Below are 17,664 nucleotides of genomic sequence, written 5' to 3' on the forward strand. Positions count from 1 at the left end.
CGGGGGTCTGATCTTAGCTCAGCGCCTCGTCGCAGCGTCCGCAGACGCCTTTGTGGGCGTGGCGGCCCACATCGGGAAGGATTTTCCAGCAACGCTGGCACTTTTCGCCCTCAGCCTTTTCGAACACCACCGCGACGCCTTCGATCTCCGGCACGCGGAACGCCTCGGCCGGAGCCGGGTCGCCGGTGACGGTCAGACCGGATGTGATGCACATGTCATCCACGTCGAAAGTGGCCAGCAGGTCGCGGGTTTCCTGATCCTCGACATGCACGATCGGCGCTGCCTCGAGGCTGGAACCGATTACCTTGTCCTGACGCTGGATCTCCAGCGCGGCGGTCACGGCGCGGCGCACGCGGCGCACCTTGGCCATGTAGGTTTCCATCACCTCGTTGCGCCAGTCGGCGGGCGTGTCCGGGAAGTCCACCAGATGGACCGAGCTGTCATCGCCCGGGAACCGCTCCAGCCAGACCTCTTCCATGGTGAACACCAGAACCGGGGCCAGCCATGTGGTCAGGCGGTGGAACAGGATATCCAGCACGGTGCGGGCCGCGCGGCGCCGCAGGCTGTCGCCGTCGCAATACAGCGCGTCTTTGCGGACGTCGAAGTAGAAGGACGACAGATCAACCGTGGCAAAGGTGAAGACCGCGCTGAACACGCCCTGGAAATCGAACGCGGCATAGCCCTTGCGCACCTGTTCATCCAGATCGGCCAGACGGCTGAGGACCCAGCGTTCCAGACGCGGCATATCCTCGGGCGCCACGCGGTCGGCTTCGGTGAAATCAGCCAGCGAACCCAGCATAAACCGCATGGTGTTGCGCAGACGGCGATAGCTGTCGGCGGTGCCTTTCAGAATCTCCGGCCCGATCCGCTGATCGGCGGTGTAGTCGGTCTGGGCCACCCACAGGCGCAGGATGTCAGCGCCGTATTGCTTGACGACCTCTTCCGGCACGATGGTGTTGCCCAGCGATTTGGACATCTTGTTGCCTTTGGCGTCCAGCGTAAAGCCGTGGGTCACAACGTTCCGGTACGGCGCACGGCCCTTGGTGCCGCAGGCTTGCAGCATGGACGAGTGGAACCACCCGCGGTGCTGGTCGGTGCCTTCCATGTAAACGTCAGCGATACCATCCTCGGTGCCGTCCTCACGGTCGCGCAGCACGAAGGCATGGGTCGAACCCGAATCGAACCAAACGTCTAGCACGTCGAAGACCTGATCGTAGTCGTCCGGGTTGGCGATGCCGTCCAGCACCTGAGCCTTGAAGCCATCGGTGTACCAGATATCCGCACCGTCCTTCTCGAATGCAGCCTTAATGCGTGCGTTCAGGTCTGCATTGCGCAGCAGGTAATCAGCGTCGGTGGGCAAAGCCCCTTTCTTGGTGAAGCAGGTCAGCGGCACGCCCCAGGCGCGCTGGCGGGACAGAACCCAATCCGGGCGCGCTTCGATCATCGAATACAGGCGGTTGCGACCGGTCTGCGGTGTCCATTTCACCAACTCATCGATGGACCGCAGAGCGCGTTCGCGGATAGTATCCCCCATCTCGCCCATGCCATCGTTCAGCTTGCGGTCGACGGATGCAAACCACTGCGGCGTGTTACGGTAGATGATCGGAGCCTTCGAGCGCCACGAATGCGGATAGCTGTGCTTGATCTTGCCGCGCGCCAACAGGCCGCCGACCTCGACCAGCTTGTCGATGACGGCTTTGTTGGCATCGCCCTCTCCGCCCTTGCGAGACAGAATGAACTTGCCGCCAAAGAACGGCAGATCGGCGCGGAACGAACCATCGTCCATCACGTTATAGGTGATGACCTGCTCCAACATGCCCAGATCGCGGTACAGCTCGAATTCTTCCATACCGTGAGACGGCGCACAGTGGACGAAACCCGTACCTTCGGTATCGGTAACGAAATCAGCGGCGCGGAAGTCGCGATCCTGACTCCATTCTTCGCCGCTACCTTTGGCACCAGCAAGCGGGTGTTTCAGTTTCATTTTGGCGAGTTCAGATTGAGGAACGTCGCAAACACGCACCCATTGGTCATCGTTCAGACGCGCTCGGCCCAAAACGTCAGCAGCTAGATTGTCGGCAAGAATGTACTTCTCACCAACTTTAGCCCAACACTCCTCAGGAGCACCAACGACCTCATAAAGACCGTAGTTGATATCCTCACCGTAGACGACCGCCTTGTTCGATGGGATCGTCCATGGTGTCGTGGTCCAGATAACTACGTAGGCACCGCCGAATTTAGATTTTTGTTCTTCGAGAACAGCCTCTTTAGTTTGACGGTCGCGTTCCGCATCAGAAAACGACAAACCGACTCCGACAGCCATTTCCTTTTTGACCTTGAACTTCACCCAGATGGTGAAGCTTTCCTTGTCATGATACTCGACCTCGGCCTCGGCCAGTGCGGTCTTCTCGATGGGCGACCACATCACGGGTTTCGAACCCTGATAGAGCGTGCCGTTCATCAGGAACTTCATGAATTCGTCGGCGATCACGGCCTCGGCGTGATAATCCATGGTGATGTAGGGGTCAGCCCAATTGCCGGTGATGCCTAGACGCTTGAACTCTTCGCGTTGGATGTCGATCCAGCCCTCGGCGAACTTGCGGCATTCCTGACGGAAGTCGACAACGTTCACCTCGTCCTTGTTCTTGCCCTTCTTGCGGTACTGCTCTTCGATCTTCCATTCGATCGGCAGACCGTGGCAATCCCAGCCCGGCACGTAACGCGCGTCGAAGCCCATCATCTGATGGGAGCGTACGATCATGTCCTTGATGGTCTTGTTCAGCGCGTGGCCGATATGCAGGTGGCCGTTGGCGTAGGGGGGACCATCGTGCAGGGTAAAGGGCGCGCGGCCCTCTTTTTCACGCAGGCGGTCATAGACGCCGATGGTTTCCCACCGTTCCAGCCATGCGGGCTCGCGCTTGGGCAGGCCAGCGCGCATGGGGAATTCAGTTTTGGGCAAGTTCAGCGTGTCTTTGTAATCAGGTGTCTGGATCGTGTCGGCGCACATTGGGGGCGTCCTTTGGATGATCTGGTCGTACTAGGATCGAAGCGGTCGGTGCGAAGTCTCAAACACCTTTGCCCGGCGTCTCAGAGGGTCAGAGCGCCGGGGATATAATTCGAATAATGATGGCCGTCCGGTCATACATGGCCGCGCTTATAGGACGACCGCGCCTAATGGTCCAGAGGTTCCGCCCGTTGCGGCGAATGGCGCAGCTTGGCCCATCGATTGAGCCACGCCAGACCCGCCAGTGCAAGACCCAATGCCAGTAGCGAGAACACCCGGATCAGGCCGCCCAGCCCGGCAATGTCGATCAGAAACACTTTGGCCACGGCCAGGCCGATCACCCCCAGACCTGCCTTGCGCATCAGTTCGGACCGACGCGCCAGCGATTGGTAGAAAAGTGCCGCCCCGATCACCAGCAGGGCCATGGTATAGGTGTAAAGCTCGGGCTGTGTGAAACCGTTGCCCTCATACATGCCGACTGCGCCCTGCCAGACATGACGGATTGTCAGGCCCAGCCAGACAGCGGCCAACAGACCGCTCAGCCCCCAACTGGCGCGCTTCAGCCAGAGCGGTGTCGCGCGGATACGCCAGACCGAGAACCCAATGGCCAGTGCAGGCAGTAAATAGGCCACAGCCAGTGTGTTCAACACCGGCGGCCCCAGAACTGGCGGGGCCACTGTGCTGAGCAGCGGGTTCGCCTCAGCCAGCGCCTGTGCCAGCCGGAAAAGGCCATGCCCGGCAAAGAACGCGGCCAAAAGATAGCGGGCATAGTTCAGCTGTCCGCCCAGTTCAAACCGCTGCACCTGAGCAAAGGCCAGCAGAAGCCAGATGATCGCCAGCAGGCCCAAACCCCAGTGGCTGTTGGTGGCGCCGCCTTCGCCAAAGCTCTGCAGCCAGCGTTCCAGCAGCAGCGACAGCAAGATGCCCCCCGTCGCCCAAGCCGCACTCTCCAGCAACAGCGTCGCCACAGGGCGGTCCAATGGCCGGATCAGCAGCCAGCCAATCAGGAAACCAACGGTGGCCGTACTGTAAACCAATGCCATCTCAACCAACGGAGCCGTGCTGGCCCAGTCGAGACCCGGGTTCAGCACCAGCCGCACCGTGACCGTAAACACTCCGGCCCATATGAACCAGCTCAACGGAGGCAGGGTGAATTTGCGATCCAGCGCGGCGGCCACGACGACCATCGCGACCAAAGCAATGGTCAGCGCCGCTGAACTAAGGACGATGACGCAGGCGAAGGTCAAACAGGACAGCGCCGAAAGTGTCGCCAGAGACGCGCGCATCCGCTTGTCGCCATCAACGCGCTCAAAGCGCTCGGCAAAGATGACCATCAGCACGCCCAAGGCAATGCCATGCAGCGCCCACGGATAGGCTCCGATGACCGTCGCGGGGTGCCAACCGACCTCAAGCGCGATGGCCAAGGCGGGTGCAAAGACAGCAGCCGCACCGGCCCAGACCGCCGGGAATGTGCGCGCCTGCATCGAGCGCCACGCTGCGGTGACGGACATCACCGCGCCCAGCATGATCAGGATCGTGACTACCCACGGGTAGTCTGCTTCGGCGGTTTCGGCGTAGGTTTCGGCGAACTGGCGCAGCACGATGCCGTTATCCCAGCCATGCACCAGAACGAACCAGACTAGGCCAAGCGCAGGCAGCGCAGTTGCGTCCTTCAGGGCCTCTGCCCGCCTGCCCCACAGCATCAGTCCAAGTGTCAGCCCTGCCAGCAAGGTCACGCCCAGCCAGAACTCCGCCGGGCTGTCGGCCCAGTGCACCGACAGAATGGCGGAACTCACAGCAATTGCGCCAAAACCCAGCCGTGTCGGGAATTCAGGCCATGCATCTCCCTTTTTGCGGCGGATGATCTGGCTGATCATCGCACCGCCATGATCCGGCCAGACCCGCCGGACCGGAATGGCAATGGCTATCACTGCCAGCGCCGTGACGCAGATCAGGTAATCCGGTTCAGTCAAGGGCGAGGACAGGACCAGCAACAGGCAAGCGGTGTATGTGCCAAACAGGGTCAGAACCGAGATCCACGCCCAGCGCCGCACCGTGTCGATCCCAAGCCCCAAAACAGCGATCACGAAGAAATAGGCGTACAGCCAGCTTGGGTCCTCGGAGGTTCCGCCAACAACGAAGGGGGCTGAAAAGGCTCCGATCAAACCAACGGCGGCCAGCAAGGGGCCGTGAAACCACCCCAAAACTAACCCCAACAGTGCGACAACAACCATCGCAGCCAGCGCGACCTCGGGTCCGATCAGGTCATAAAGCTGTCTTGCGGCCAGAATACCCCCGAACAAGGTAACCAGACCGGCGCCGGAGAAGACCGAGGGCAAATAGGCGGTGGCCGAGGATTCGTCATCGCCGAACCTGCGGCGGATCACTTCGCCAGCCACAATCAGCGCCGCGCCGAAAAGCAACGCGGCGATCACGCGGGCGGACGGTGGCAGCAGGCCATTTTCAACGCCGTATTGAACCAGAAATATCCCCGCCAGCGCCAGCGACAGGGCCGACACCGCGTAAAACCAGTTCTCCTTCAACCAGGTCGAGAAGGCTGCAAACCGATCCTCGCGAAACACAACGGCGGCAGGCGGGGATTGCTCAGTTGCGGGCTGAGGTGCTTGAGCCTTGGACCACGGCGCGGTCTTCGGTGGCTTGTCCGGTTTCTCGGTCGGCTTGCGCGGCTCGGGCCGGGCTGGCGCAACACGTGTCTCGGGCACCTCCCCACCCAGCGCGCGGAGTTGCTGTTCAAGCTGTTCGACCCGGCGGCGCAGGCGCGTGTGACCGACAAGCAGAACAATGATGGCCACCGGTATGGCCAGCACGATCAATCCGACAAGAACAAGCAGGGATTCCAATGGGCTCTCCGGTTGGTTTCGACGTCAGGCTACCCGAGGCACGCAGCGGGCAACAGTCAGAAATCCCGGCAATTTACTCGCAAGCCTGCGGGCTAAATCACCCGATCGTCGGGCGCGCAATCATCAGCCAAAGGATGGTCAACACCGCCGCAAAAGCCGGAAATCCGCAAACAAACCAGATGCGGAACAGCCGGTGATAGGCCCGCGGCAAGGGCACGGCGCTGTCAGCCGCTGCCTGCGCCAGCCCGCGCATACGCACCTGTATCCACACGACCGGCAGCCAGAACACCCCAGCCACCGCATAAAGCACCAGCGAGGCCAGTATCCACCCCTCGGTCAGGGGCCAACCCAGCCGCCATGCCAGCAGCCCGCCGGTTATGGGCTGGGCAATAACGGCCGTTGTTGTGAACACAAGATCGGCCAAAACCACGATTCCGGCGGTTTGCGCGATAAACCGGGCATCGCCTGAGCGATGCGCGATCAGCATGAAAAACGCGATCCCGGCACCGGTGCCCAGCAGAACGCAGGCTCCGATGATGTGCAGCCAAGGCAGGATCAGGTCCGGGTCCATTAGCGGCTCTGCAACAGGGGCCAGGCGACAAGCGAGAGCATCATCGCCGGCAGGATCTTGATCAACGGGCCGAGCGGGTCGAGCCATAAGCCCGGCACTGTGAAACTGGCGGCCAGCAGGTAAAACAGGGCAACGGCCACCTGCGCCAGACAGGCGCGCGCTGCCCAGGGCCGCCAGAGGATCGCAAGGCCCAACGCGATATCGACAAAGGACCAGAACAGGACGCTGGCCACGGCCAAGGCCATACCCCACCCGGCATTGGTCAGAACAGACGCGGCATCGGAGATGCTGATCAATCCGATCAGGCCGGATATCAGCCAGAACAGGCTGAGCACCGCGACAACCGCAGGCATCAGCAGCGACATCCGCGCCGTCAGCCGATGCTCGCGCGAACAGGTCAGACCGGCATAGACCTGTGGTAAGCTGGCCAGTGACTGTCCCGTAGCCGCACGGTAGGGCTTTGGGTCACCCACCACTCCGTCTGCCATCACCGTCATCGCATTGCTGCGCAGGGGCGAGCGCCACCCCAAATGACCCAACCCGTCGGCACAGGCCGAGATCAGGGTGGTCACCACGCCCGGAACCGCAATTGTGGTACGCGCAGCCGGGAACCCCATCCATTTGCGGGACTCCGCCAAAACGTCAAACAACGAGGCCGGAGAGTCTTCGACCAGATCATAGGTTCCTTGCGGTAGGTCCTGCGCCACGGCCTGCCCAACGGCGCGGCATAGGTCCTGCATCCCGACGCATTGAACGGGGGTGTCGGGATATGCGATAGGCTGCACCAAGGGCACTGCCGCCAGCAATCGTAACAGCGCCGTGCCGCCATAATCCGATTGCCCGATCACCAGCCCTGGTTTGAGTATCCATAACAAAGCACCGCTTACCCGCAGCGCCGCATCCCCAGCGGCCTTAGTGCGCATGAAATCGGTGTTCGCATCGGGTTCGGCCCCGATGGCCGATATTTGGACCACCGCGATATTCTGCTGCGCGCAGGCCCTGCCCAAAGATGCAATGGCGGTGTGGTGGACCGCCTCAAGATCATCTGCCGGGCCGTCCTGCAATGCGCCTGCGCAGTTCACGACGCAATCAACGCCGTGCAGGTAATCATCCCAATCCTCGGGTCGTAAACAGGCCCGCAAATCGCCCTGTATCTGCGGAATATCCCCAAAAACCTGCGCCCCCGCTTTCCCGCTACGCACAAAGGCCGAAACACGCGCACCCTCAGCCCGCAGCGACCGCGTGACAGCAGTGCCGATAAAGCCATAAGCCCCTAAAACCAAAATGTTTTTACTTGCAAGCTGCAACGGGCACTCAATCACTAGAACCTGTTTGCAGCAGCCTAACTGCTAGCCCGGGTTTGACCAGCCATTTGCGCCACCCTGCGACAATCTTGGCCGTCAGGGGTGAAACAGCGACCCGACAAGATAGGCGATCAACGCCGCAGCCCCGCCGATCACAAAAGTCTCAATCCCAGACCGCCACCATGGGGACAACGACCACCGGCTCTTGAACGCTCCGATGGCAAAGAAAACGCCCATGGTCATGCAGGCCGAGATGGTAAAGGCCTGATCAAGTCCCAGCAGGAATGGCAGCAGCGGCACCATACCGGCAACGAGGAACGCTATGAAGGTCGCCATCGCGGCCTTGAACGGATGCGGATCGACGCTTCCCAGTCCGTATTCGCCCTCGACCATCAGGTTGATCCAGTTTTCGTGGTTGGCGGTGATCGCATCGGTCGCCTCGTCCAACACGCGGCCCGACAGGCCCTTCTGCGCCAGAATCTCGCGCACCTCGCGGCGCTCGCCATCGGGGTACATCCTGATGTGACGCTCTTCGATGGCGCGGATGCGGCGGATATTATCCAATTCGGCCTTGGTGCCCGAGTAATTCCCCGCAGCCATGGAGAACCCATCCGCTAGCACGTTGGCCAGTCCCAACGCGACGATAATGAATGGAGACAACCCCGCCCCGGCGACCCCGGCCACGATGGCAAATGTGGTCACAGACCCGTCAATGCCGCCATAGACCACATCGCGCAGCACACCCCGACCGGGCGGCGCATTGATCCGCGCGGTGACTTCCTGCTGGCTGTGTCCGTGGTCGGTCATGGCTGGCTCCGGCTTTGTTATGCACGCCAGCAGGCCAGTGGACTTTGCGTCAGGTCAAGTTTTGGAAAACAACCCGCTAAGCGCCCGTTTGATCATCCCGCGCGTCGAGGGTTGATACCGGTCGGAAAACGGTAACGGACGGCAGACCTCCATCGCGGCCACGCCAACCCGCGCGCTGAGCGCGCCGTTCACCAGCCCCTCACCAAACCTGCGTGACAGTTTGCTGAGAACCGATCCACCCAAAACCGGCTCCAGCAGATCGTCGCCTACAGCCACAGCCCCCGTCGCAACAAGGTGCACAAACACCGCGCGGGTTAATCGCCAACTGCCCAGAAACCCTGCGCGGCCGCCATAGATCTCAGCCACACGGCGGATCATTCGCAATGAGGCCGCCAACGCCGTCACCACATCCGCCAGCGCCAACGGCACCAGCGCGGTCACGGTCGCCACCTGCCGGGCGGCAGCTTCAACCTCGCGGCTGGCGGCGGCGTCCAGAGGGGCCAGCAATTCGTCTTCGGCCAGGGTCAGCAGGGTCGAGGCGTCGAACTGCTCGCCCATCCGCTCGGCCAGACGATCGCGGCCCCATTTAGTTTCATCACGCCCTTTGTAGAACGCGATCAGGCGGTTGGTGACCGCGCGGGCCTGCGCCAGATCGCCCTCGGCCAATGCGACATCCGCAGCGTGGCGCATCCCATCCACACGGGACAGCCGCCCGATGGCGGCCAACTCCCGCACCGCGATGATCAGCCCAACCAGTACAAGCGCGCCAATCAGACCGGTCACGACCCAACCCAAAATCGGCGCGCGCAGCAGTAGTGAATTGACGAAATCCCAGGCAGCGACCGAGACTACAGCGCCGATCACCGCCAGCGCCAGCCCCCAGAACCACCGAAACAGGGCCGAAGGCTTTCGCGCCGCCAGCCGTGCCGCCGTCTGCATCGCCTGCCCTTGCGGCGGGGCAATGTCGGGCACCGGCGGGGCCTGTGCCACGTCGGCTGCAGGTTCTTCCGCGTCCAGATCGATCAGTACCGGTCCTTTAGCCATCAGCCGCCCCTTCCCTGTGCCAGACATACTTGATGTCCGGCAGGTTTTCATCATTGCCCGACCCGTCGCTGCGGGCGACCTCGGCGAAACCATTGCGTTCGTAGAACCGACAAGCTCCCCGATTGGCCTGAAACGCAAACAGGGACAGCTCGGCCCGACCAGACTTTGCCTGTCCCAGCAGGCATTGACCAATCCCCCGGCCGCATACTGCAGGTGTCAGGTACAGAGAGTGAATTTCCGTCCCGTTGAGCGCCAGAAATCCCACAACGCCCGCATCGGTTTCGGCCACAGTGACCCAGCCCTGATCGATCATCCAGCCGCAAAAGGCGATGGTTTCGGCGCGCGAATGCAGCTCGGGCATCCAGTCATTTTCACGGGAAAAGCCGTGCAGGATCTCTCCGATACTACCGGCGTCCGTGCTGCGGGCGGGGCGGAGGGTGACGGTCACAGGCGGTCTCCGATCAGGAATTGCGCGGCGCGGTCCAGCCGGATATGCGGCGGACCATCACCGGGGCGCAGGGTCAGATGCGCGGGCGCGAAGGCCATGAAGCCATATTCTTCACCCAGCCAGCTCTCTGCCCCATTGCGGGCCGGTCCCAGCAGGTGCGCCGGGTCGTCGGGGAGTTCGCCGGGATAAAATGCCGCCTGTTTGCCATCCAACAATGTACCGCGCACGCAGGGCAGCTCGCTTCCGTTATGAGTGCGAATTTCCTCGGTCGTCGCCCGCAACGCCGCCAGTGACAGTGCCGCCGTCTCCGCCCCGGCAAAGCTGGCGCGGTCGCGGGCGTCGCGGGTCAAGGCCTCCATGATATGGGTCAGGCGAGGATGCTGCGTGTGATGCAAGTGATCGGCCTTGGTGGCGGCGAACAGGATACGCTCGACCCGTTTGCCCAACAGCAACTGGCTGAGCCACGCGTTGCGACCGGGGCGGAAGGCCGCAAGGATGTCGGCCATCGCCCGGCGCATATCCTCGACCGCCTGAGGGCCTTTGTGGATCGCGCCCAGCGCATCGACCAGAACCACTTGCCGGTCGATGCGCGAGAAGTGATCGCGAAAGAACGGTTTCACCACCTGCGCCTTGTACGCCTCATACCGACGCGCCATTTCCCGGTGCAGGCTGCGGCGCGGCGCATGGCCGCCCACCGGCAGCGGCGCAAAGGTCAGCACCGGAGACCCCGCCAGATCGCCCGGCAACAGGAATCGGCCCGGTGTGCAGTCATAGAACCCAGCCTCCCGCGCGGCGCTCAGATACGCGGCGAAGGTCTTCGCCAGCGCCTGCGCTGTGGGTTCGTCATGTTTCTCCGCGGGATCGGCTGCCTTGGCCTGCGCGAGATACGGCGCGGCCTCAGTCCGGCCAGCGATGCGGTCCAGCGTCTCGGCCGACCAGACCTCATAGGACTTGTCCAACAGCGCCAGATCCAGCAGCCATTCGCCGGGATAGTCGACGATGTCCAGATGGATGGTCCGCGGCCCCTGCAGGCCGGACAGCAAACCCGCAGGGCGCGCCTTGAAGGACAGGCGCAGCTCGGACACGGCGCGGGTGCTGTCGGGCCAGTGCGGTTGCGGCCCGGTCAGTGCGGCCAGATGGTTTTCATAGTCGAACCGGGGCACGGTATCGTCGGGCTGCGGCTGCAGATAGGCGGTGTTAATCCGACCCTCCTGCTGGGCCACCAGTCCGGGCATCCGCCCCCGATCCAGCAGGTTCGCAACCAGAGAGGTGATGAATACCGTCTTGCCCGACCGCGCCAGACCGGTGACGCCCAGACGTATGACCGGCTCGAACAATGTCTCGGATACGCGATCACCCACGCTTTCGACGCCGCGCAAAAGACTGTCTGCCAAGGATGAGATGACCAAACTGTCGCCCCGCTTTTATCATTTCGCTCAAGATAGGTAGAGGTCACTGCACTTGCCAGAGCTTTCCCGCTCTTGCCCCTTTTCGCGCGGCACGTTACCAGCGGCCCATGCCCAGATACGCGCTGAAAGTCGAATACCAGGGGGAACCGTTTGCCGGGTGGCAGCGGCAAAAGGAATTGCCGTCCGTTCAGGGGGCAATCGAAAAGGCGTTGTCGCGCATTCAACCCGGCGAGCACACCATTGCCGCCGCCGGTCGCACCGATGCAGGCGTGCACGCGCTGGGTCAGGTGGCCCATTGCGATCTGGTCAAGGACTGGGATCCGTTTCGCCTTTCCGAGGCGCTGAACTATCACCTCAAGCCGCAACCGGTGGCCATCGTCAAGGCCGCGCGGGTGGATGACGACTGGCACGCGCGGTTTTCGGCGCTGGAGCGTCAGTACCTGTTCCGCATCCTGATGCGCCGTGCGCCAGCGACCCATGACGCTGGGCAGGTCTGGCGGATCAACCACCGGCTGGACGTCGATGCGATGCAGGCCGGGGCGGATATGCTGATCGGGCGGCATGATTTTACCACCTTCCGCTCGTCCATTTGTCAGGCCGCCAGCCCGGTCAAAACGCTGGACGAGCTGCGGGTCGAACAGGTTGAAGGCTTCTCAGGTCCCGAGGTGCATTTCCACGTCCGTGCCCGGTCCTTCCTGCACAATCAGGTGCGCAGTTTTGTTGGAACGCTGGAGCGTGTCGGCGCGGGTGCATGGTCACCCGAGGATGTGCGCGAAGCATTGGAAGCTGCAGATCGTGCTGCCTGCGGGCCGGTATGCCCACCGCAGGGCCTGTATCTGGCGCGGGTCGGGTATCCGGAACCGGTTTTCGACTAGATAGCGCGCATCAGCAGACCACTGGCAATCACAACGATAATCAGCCCCGCCACCAGTTCGATCGTCGGCGCCAGTACCGAGGCAAACCGCGTGGCCGAGGCAGAGGCCAGCAACCCTCCGCGCAGCCCGAACGAGGTCCACCCAACCAGAGTTGTTACCGTCGCCGTGCCCAAAGCCATCGCAAAGGCGCCCGCGATGCCGACCAATGCGATGCCCATCTGCCAAGTCAGGATCAGCACGAACAGGGCGCCCGTACAGGGCCGCGCCGCAATGCCCGCGATCAGCAGCATGGCCTCGCGCAGGCTGCCTACCTGAGCGACTTCCTCGGCCGTCGGGCCATGGCGGTGGCCGCAATCGGAACAGACGCCGTCATCGTGATCGTGATGTTGGTGGGCGTGGTCATGATGGTGGTGATCATGGTCGTGATGATCATGGTGGTGATGTGCGGTTTCGGTCCGATGACGCCGTGCAAAACTGCGAACAGACCGGACCACCAGCCAAAGACCAATCGCCGCGATGGCCGCATAGCTGATCGGGGCCATGACCTGCTCGGTCGTACCCACCAGACTTTCACGCGACATCTGAAAGACCAGAACCCCGGCGTAGACCAGCACAACGGCCGTCACAGCCTGACCCAGACTGGACAGCACACTGATCGCAGCCAGGCGCCAGAACGCGACGCGGCGACCCAGCCCGTAGCCTCCGATCAGCACTTTGCCGTGGCCCGGGCCAATCGCATGGAAGAAGCCATAGGCGAAACAAACCGTCAGCAGGGTCGCAACCGCCTCGGGCTGTTCGGCGCGGGCGGCACGCAGGGCGCGGGCGATCTGGTTCTGAAACTCGCGCTGCTCACCTGCGGCCCAGGCGGCAAGACTGTCAAAGCCGCCGCTGCCCCAAAACCACAGCAGCAAGGCAATGGCGATGGCAACCGGAACAATCAGGTATTTGGACATGAAACGAAAATCTCGGTCGCAAAGCTTTCCCCGACCAGCGGGATATCGTTTTCCTCAAGATCGTAATCGGCATCCAGCGTCAACAGGAAGGCCTGCATTTGCGCCAGCTGGCCGTCGATGTCGGGATCAACCCGGCTGACCTGACAAGACGCGGGGCCTGTCACCGTCACCGGGCGGGTCACCTCGTAGGCGGTGTAGTAGGTCTCGTCATAAGCTTTTGCTGTCAAGGCAGCAGCAGACACCGCGCCACCTTCAACTGCTCGCAGATGGGACGAAACAATGCGCCCGTCCTCGGTGGTGGCCTGCGGCTCCAGCGGGCCGGACAAGGTGACCGGAACACCGTCCGCAAACACGACCAGATCTCCGTTGTAGCCTTCCACCCATTGCGCATCGAAACCGGCCAGGAAACCCTGTTCGCTGTCCGTCAGAACACCGTCCGCATCCTGATCCAGCTTCATGTCTTCCAGGACCAGCAACGAATAGAACTCATCATAAGCCCAGGTCACGCGCACATGCGTTAACTGGCCGGAGTCGTCCACGATGAACTCCAACCCGGTGTCGATGAAGACATGCGGGTGCGTCATCGCCGGGATCGGCAGACAGCAGGTCAAAAGGGTCACAATCCAGCGCATGGGCGAAAGATAGGGGCTCGGCCCCTGCCCGGCAATGCGATTCACCGGTGACGTGCAGAAACCGGCCAAAAGATCAGGTGGGTGGGAACAGAATAATCGTTTGCAGGGCCGTGCCCACCGGCCCTTCGGTGTCATAAAGCACCGATTGAGACATCCCAATCCCTGAGGATTGCCAATGGCTGACCGACTCCGAGGCCAGCCAATCCGACACCGGCTCACGATGGATTTGGACAGTCAGATCGGTGTTCATGAACCCCATCTCGCGTGTCGGCGCGTTCCACGAGATGCCGTTGCCGCAATCGGCCAGCGGGCACAGCGCCTGGATTGGCGACGGGTCCTCACCCTCAAGCAATGCGGGAACGCGCATCCAGACCGTTTTTGGGCCCGCGCCCTGATTGCCGCCTTTCGGATACAACACATCCGAGTGATTGGCGAAGCCGGGCAGATCATGGCGCACCTCGCCGATCGGGAACGGGCCGGTCACTGCGTCTTCCACCCGGGGCGGGGCCATCGTCACATTCGGCACCGGCCCCAGATCGCGCCGCGCCAGATGCATGGTCGTGGCCGTGGCGCAGAGCCTGTCGTCCAGATCGTGCACCGTGACCCGCGTGGTTGCCAGCGTCTTGGTGTGGCGCGTGGTTTCCGCCGCTACCCGTAGCCCTGCCAACGGTTGCGGCCGCAGCAGGTCGACCGTCAGACGGGTCAGCATCTTCTCAGGGCCAACCTCAGTTTCCGCGGCGCGCACAATCAGTCCGCTGACCGGACCCGCATGGCAATGATCGGCAGACCAAGGGCCGCGCGCCGGATCGTTTCCGACAAAGGCCCCGTCGTCGCGCAGATGAAAATAGGCCTGCCGGCTTTGTTGTGATGTCCCGCTCATGGACTGCCTCAAATGTTTTCTGCTGACCCGATCTAAAACCGGGCTTTACCTTCGGCCCGAGAATGACTTAGCTGCGGGGAAAATGTCCAGTTCGGTAACGGGGCATAGCGCAAATTGAAGCAGTGGGAGGTGCGACATGGCGTTGTTGATCGAAACCGGGTTGTCTGACTGGATCAGCGACAGCGATATCGCCCGCGATATCCAGCAGCGTTACCCTAACGCGGACGTACGGACGCCGGATACGATCGGCGATCCCGCCGATATCACCATGGTCGCCGTAGTCGGGTTGAAAAACGACCACCCCGAACGCCTGCCCAACCTGCAACTGGTGCAAAAACTGGGCGCTGGGGTCGAGACCATCGTCAGCAATCCCAACCTGCCTGGACATGTTCGCGTGGCACGGCTGAAACCGGATGCACCCGCACAGGAAATCGCCGAATGGTTCGTGGCCTATGTCCTGCGCCATCAGCGTCACATGGCTTTTCACGAGGCTGCCCAGCGCCGCTCGGAATGGCTGCCCAAAGCACCCCTTTATGCCCCGGAAACCGTAGTTGGAGTTCTTGGACTGGGCCATATCGGCGCCCGCAGTGCCAAAATGCTGCGGGCAATTGGGTTTCAGGTGATGGGCTGGAGCCGGTCCCCCAAGCAGATCGACGGCGTGACTTGCCTGCACGGAGAAGCCGCCCTGCCCGAATTGCTGGGCCAATGCGACCATGTCTGCGCGATCCTGCCCTCGACCCCTCAGACCGTTGGGTTATTCGATGCCCGGATGCTGGCCGCGATGAAGCCCGGCAGCCAATTGTTGAACGCCGGTCGGGGTGATCTGATCGACGAAACCGCGCTGATCACCGCGCTGGACGACGGCACACCCGGCCACGCGGTACTGGATGTGACCTCGACAGAGCCGCTGCCGTCCGAAAACCCGCTCTGGGCGCATCCAGGCGTCACCATCACGCCGCATGTCTCCGGCTGGCATCTGGGCGAGGCTCTGACGGATGTGGGCGAAAACTTTGAACGGCTGACCGCCGGAAAAGCCCTGCTGCACGAGGTCGACAGGGCCCGAGGCTACTGATCCCGGATCAGGGTGTCAGGATCCAGTTACCGCCCGCATCGCGGCAGCGACGGGTCCTGACCTCTCGGGTCTGGTCAGACCCTTCGGGTTGAATAAAGTGCTGCAGATGAACGCAATTATCGCGCACATCACGCACGCGGATCGTGCCTTTCGATCCGGTGGCGTCATTCACCCACGTGCTTTCTTCGCCTACCCGAGGTGTTCCCCCTGCAAGCATGGCGTCCGCAGCTACGTTCACAACTTCGAAATCCGCAGGCGTCAGCCCCATTTCGGCAATGATTCGGGAAATCGGCTTGGCTTGGACAACCGTCGCCGCTCCAAGAATGACAACCGCAGTAAGAGTAGAAGAAATCCAGGCTTTCATGATCGCCTCGCCTTGCTGAAAAAGATTTGCATTCAAGACTATACCGCCAGCGAACCGGGGCCAAGCCCCGTTGGGCGACCTTCAAGTCATCCCGAACAAACCTATCGAGACTCTGCCGCTAGGACCGCTGAGGCAATCCCCGCATAGTGCTCCGATCACCAAGCAGAGGCACCCGATGGCACAACCCACCTACTACGCGCCCACAGGCGGCCACCCCGGTCAGGACCAGCTTTTGACCGACCGCGCCATGTTCACCGAGGCCTACGCGGTGATCCCCAAAGGCACGATGCGCGACATCGTCACCAGCGCACTGCAATTCTGGGAAAGGACCCGGCTTTGGGTGCTGTCCCGCCCCCTCAGCGGATTTGCCGAGACCTTCTCGCAATACATCATGGAGGTGCAGCCCGGCGGCGGCAGCGACCGACCCGAAACCGACCCGCAGGCGCAGGGCGTGCTGTTCGTAGTCGAAGGGGCCGTGACGCTAACGCTGGGCGGCGCGGTTCACCAGCTGGAAACAGGCGGATACGCGTATGTTCCAGCCAGTTCCGACTGGACCCTGCACAACAACACCAATGAGACCACCCGCTTCCATTGGGTCCGCAAGGCCCATGAGGCCGTCCCCGGCCTGCCCACCCCCGATCCGATCATCACCAATGAACGCGACGTGACCCCTGTCGAAATGCCGGGAACCGAGGGCCGATGGTCCACCACCCGCCTTGCAGACCCGCAGGATCTGCGCCACGACATGCACGTGAACATCGTGAATTTCGAACCCGGCGGCGTGATCCCCTTTGCCGAAACCCACGTGATGGAGCATGGACTCTATGTGCTTGAAGGCAAGGCGGTCTACCGGCTCAACTAGGATGGGTCGAGGTCGAGGCCGGCGACTACATGTGGTTGCGCGCCTTCTGCCCACAGGCCTGCTACGCGGGCGGCCCGGGGCGATTCCGCTATCTGCTCTACAAGGATGTGAACCGACACATGCCGCTGTCGTTGCCCAAACGCTGAGGCCAAATCGGTGTTTTCCGGTGCAGGGGTTCACAGAAGCGCTTTAATCTGGTGAAATAACACCGGTTTTTAGCACTGGAGATTGTTCAATGGTACTGCGCGGATCGATGCTGGCTCTGGCAGCTGTAGTTGGCCTGACGGCCCTGGAGGCAACCCCCGTTGCCGCTAAAGAGGAAACCAAATCGGTATTCGTCATGAGCCGCACCTGGGCTGTAACGCAGATCTCGGATGCTCCGGTCGTGTATCGCGCCACCCGTGACAACAACAACCTGAACCCGTTTGGCCCACCGCCGCGCCTGCGCACCATTCAGGCCATGGCGGCGATTCAGGCGGCGACCGGATGCAAGCCGATCCGGGCCAGCATGTATCAGAACATCTCGGGTCAGTTCTTCTCGCAAGTCAGCTGCAACTGACCTTGGGTTGAAACGGGCA

General features: G+C 62.1%; 15 protein-coding genes and 1 pseudogene. 4 read left to right on the forward strand and 12 right to left on the reverse strand.

Going from position 1 to position 17,664, the window contains the following annotated elements:
- Positions 1 to 13: 13 nt before the first annotated feature.
- The 8 genes from ileS to ACR0KW_RS07465 form a co-directional block, all read right to left on the reverse strand.
- Positions 14 to 3,007 (reverse strand): isoleucine--tRNA ligase, encoded by a 2,994-nt coding sequence (gene ileS, locus ACR0KW_RS07430; RefSeq protein WP_480804420.1) that lies wholly within the window; start codon positions 3,005 to 3,007, stop codon positions 14 to 16.
- A 164-nt stretch (positions 3,008 to 3,171) separates the two neighbouring features.
- Positions 3,172 to 5,865, reverse strand: a complete 2,694-nt coding sequence (locus tag ACR0KW_RS07435; protein ID WP_480804421.1) for a DUF2339 domain-containing protein — start codon at positions 5,863 to 5,865, stop codon at positions 3,172 to 3,174.
- A gap of 97 nt (positions 5,866 to 5,962) precedes the next feature.
- Positions 5,963 to 6,436, reverse strand: a complete 474-nt coding sequence (locus ACR0KW_RS07440; RefSeq protein WP_480804422.1) for a DUF2269 family protein — start codon at positions 6,434 to 6,436, stop codon at positions 5,963 to 5,965.
- Positions 6,436 to 7,743: an SDR family oxidoreductase gene (locus ACR0KW_RS07445; RefSeq protein ID WP_480804423.1), complete on the reverse strand. Its 1,308-nt coding sequence runs from the start codon at positions 7,741 to 7,743 to the stop codon at positions 6,436 to 6,438. Before ACR0KW_RS07445 ends, ACR0KW_RS07440 begins: the two co-directional genes overlap by 1 nt.
- Before the next feature lie 93 nt (positions 7,744 to 7,836).
- A complete protein-coding gene (locus ACR0KW_RS07450; RefSeq protein WP_480804424.1) occupies positions 7,837 to 8,547 on the reverse strand; it encodes a VIT1/CCC1 transporter family protein in 711 nt (236 codons plus the stop codon).
- A gap of 54 nt (positions 8,548 to 8,601) precedes the next feature.
- Complete coding sequence (locus ACR0KW_RS07455; RefSeq protein WP_480804425.1) at positions 8,602 to 9,591, reverse strand: YcjF family protein; 990 nt, start codon at positions 9,589 to 9,591, stop codon at positions 8,602 to 8,604.
- Positions 9,584 to 10,039, reverse strand: a complete 456-nt coding sequence (locus ACR0KW_RS07460; RefSeq protein ID WP_480804426.1) for an N-acetyltransferase family protein — start codon at positions 10,037 to 10,039, stop codon at positions 9,584 to 9,586. The genes ACR0KW_RS07455 and ACR0KW_RS07460 overlap by 8 nt, the downstream gene beginning before the upstream one ends.
- Positions 10,036 to 11,448: a YcjX family GTP-binding protein gene (locus ACR0KW_RS07465; RefSeq protein ID WP_480804427.1), complete on the reverse strand. Its 1,413-nt coding sequence runs from the start codon at positions 11,446 to 11,448 to the stop codon at positions 10,036 to 10,038. Before ACR0KW_RS07465 ends, ACR0KW_RS07460 begins: the two co-directional genes overlap by 4 nt.
- A 107-nt stretch (positions 11,449 to 11,555) precedes the next feature.
- Between ACR0KW_RS07465 and truA the strand changes: the two genes are divergently transcribed.
- Positions 11,556 to 12,323 carry a tRNA pseudouridine(38-40) synthase TruA gene (gene truA / locus ACR0KW_RS07470; protein ID WP_480804428.1) on the forward strand — a complete coding sequence of 256 codons (768 nt, stop codon included), beginning with the start codon at positions 11,556 to 11,558 and terminating at the stop codon, positions 12,321 to 12,323.
- Here the strand turns inward: truA and ACR0KW_RS07475 are convergent.
- The 3 genes from ACR0KW_RS07475 to ACR0KW_RS07485 are packed head-to-tail and all read right to left on the reverse strand — an operon-like array spanning position 12,320 to position 14,788.
- On the reverse strand, positions 12,320 to 13,276 hold the full coding sequence (locus ACR0KW_RS07475; RefSeq protein ID WP_480804429.1) for a nickel/cobalt transporter: 957 nt from the start codon (positions 13,274 to 13,276) through the stop codon (positions 12,320 to 12,322). The two genes, truA and ACR0KW_RS07475, sit on opposite strands and share 4 nt — an antisense overlap.
- Positions 13,261 to 13,953 (reverse strand): DUF1007 family protein, encoded by a 693-nt coding sequence (locus ACR0KW_RS07480; RefSeq protein ID WP_480804430.1) that lies wholly within the window; start codon positions 13,951 to 13,953, stop codon positions 13,261 to 13,263. Before ACR0KW_RS07480 ends, ACR0KW_RS07475 begins: the two co-directional genes overlap by 16 nt.
- Positions 13,954 to 13,981: 28 nt before the next feature.
- Positions 13,982 to 14,788, reverse strand: a complete 807-nt coding sequence (locus ACR0KW_RS07485; protein WP_480804431.1) for a thioesterase family protein — start codon at positions 14,786 to 14,788, stop codon at positions 13,982 to 13,984.
- A gap of 136 nt (positions 14,789 to 14,924) precedes the next feature.
- Between ACR0KW_RS07485 and ACR0KW_RS07490 the strand changes: the two genes are divergently transcribed.
- Positions 14,925 to 15,860, forward strand: a complete 936-nt coding sequence (locus tag ACR0KW_RS07490; protein ID WP_480804432.1) for a 2-hydroxyacid dehydrogenase — start codon at positions 14,925 to 14,927, stop codon at positions 15,858 to 15,860.
- A 7-nt stretch (positions 15,861 to 15,867) separates the two neighbouring features.
- Here ACR0KW_RS07490 and ACR0KW_RS07495 read toward each other — a convergent pair whose 3' ends face one another.
- The gene (locus ACR0KW_RS07495) at positions 15,868 to 16,224 is read right to left on the reverse strand and encodes a hypothetical protein (RefSeq protein ID WP_170326943.1); all 357 of its coding nucleotides are present in this window, start codon (positions 16,222 to 16,224) and stop codon (positions 15,868 to 15,870) included.
- Positions 16,225 to 16,399: 175 nt separating this feature from the next.
- Between ACR0KW_RS07495 and ACR0KW_RS07500 the strand changes: the two are divergent.
- A pseudogene (locus ACR0KW_RS07500) lies at positions 16,400 to 17,232 on the forward strand (bifunctional allantoicase/(S)-ureidoglycine aminohydrolase).
- An 89-nt stretch (positions 17,233 to 17,321) separates the two neighbouring features.
- Positions 17,322 to 17,645, forward strand: coding sequence for a hypothetical protein (locus ACR0KW_RS07505; protein ID WP_480804433.1), 324 nt, complete (start codon positions 17,322 to 17,324; stop codon positions 17,643 to 17,645).
- Positions 17,646 to 17,664: the final 19 nt, after the last annotated feature.

It is taken from the genome of Ruegeria sp. CG11 (assembly GCF_056537245.1).

What these genes read in the sequence shown, in the direction of transcription:
- ileS (WP_480804420.1), bottom strand. Translation starts at nt 3,007, where the DNA reads ATGTGCGCCGACACGATCCAGACACCTGATTACAAAGACACGCTGAAC.
- ACR0KW_RS07440 (WP_480804422.1), bottom strand. Translation starts at nt 6,436, where the DNA reads ATGGACCCGGACCTGATCCTGCCTTGGCTGCACATCATCGGAGCCTGC.
- ACR0KW_RS07450 (WP_480804424.1), bottom strand. Translation starts at nt 8,547, where the DNA reads ATGACCGACCACGGACACAGCCAGCAGGAAGTCACCGCGCGGATCAAT.
- ACR0KW_RS07455 (WP_480804425.1), bottom strand. Translation starts at nt 9,591, where the DNA reads ATGGCTAAAGGACCGGTACTGATCGATCTGGACGCGGAAGAACCTGCA.
- truA (WP_480804428.1), top strand. Translation starts at nt 11,556, where the DNA reads ATGCCCAGATACGCGCTGAAAGTCGAATACCAGGGGGAACCGTTTGCC.
- ACR0KW_RS07475 (WP_480804429.1), bottom strand. Translation starts at nt 13,276, where the DNA reads ATGTCCAAATACCTGATTGTTCCGGTTGCCATCGCCATTGCCTTGCTG.
- ACR0KW_RS07485 (WP_480804431.1), bottom strand. Translation starts at nt 14,788, where the DNA reads ATGAGCGGGACATCACAACAAAGCCGGCAGGCCTATTTTCATCTGCGC.
- ACR0KW_RS07490 (WP_480804432.1), top strand. Translation starts at nt 14,925, where the DNA reads ATGGCGTTGTTGATCGAAACCGGGTTGTCTGACTGGATCAGCGACAGC.
- ACR0KW_RS07495 (WP_170326943.1), bottom strand. Translation starts at nt 16,224, where the DNA reads ATGAAAGCCTGGATTTCTTCTACTCTTACTGCGGTTGTCATTCTTGGA.
- ACR0KW_RS07505 (WP_480804433.1), top strand. Translation starts at nt 17,322, where the DNA reads ATGGTACTGCGCGGATCGATGCTGGCTCTGGCAGCTGTAGTTGGCCTG.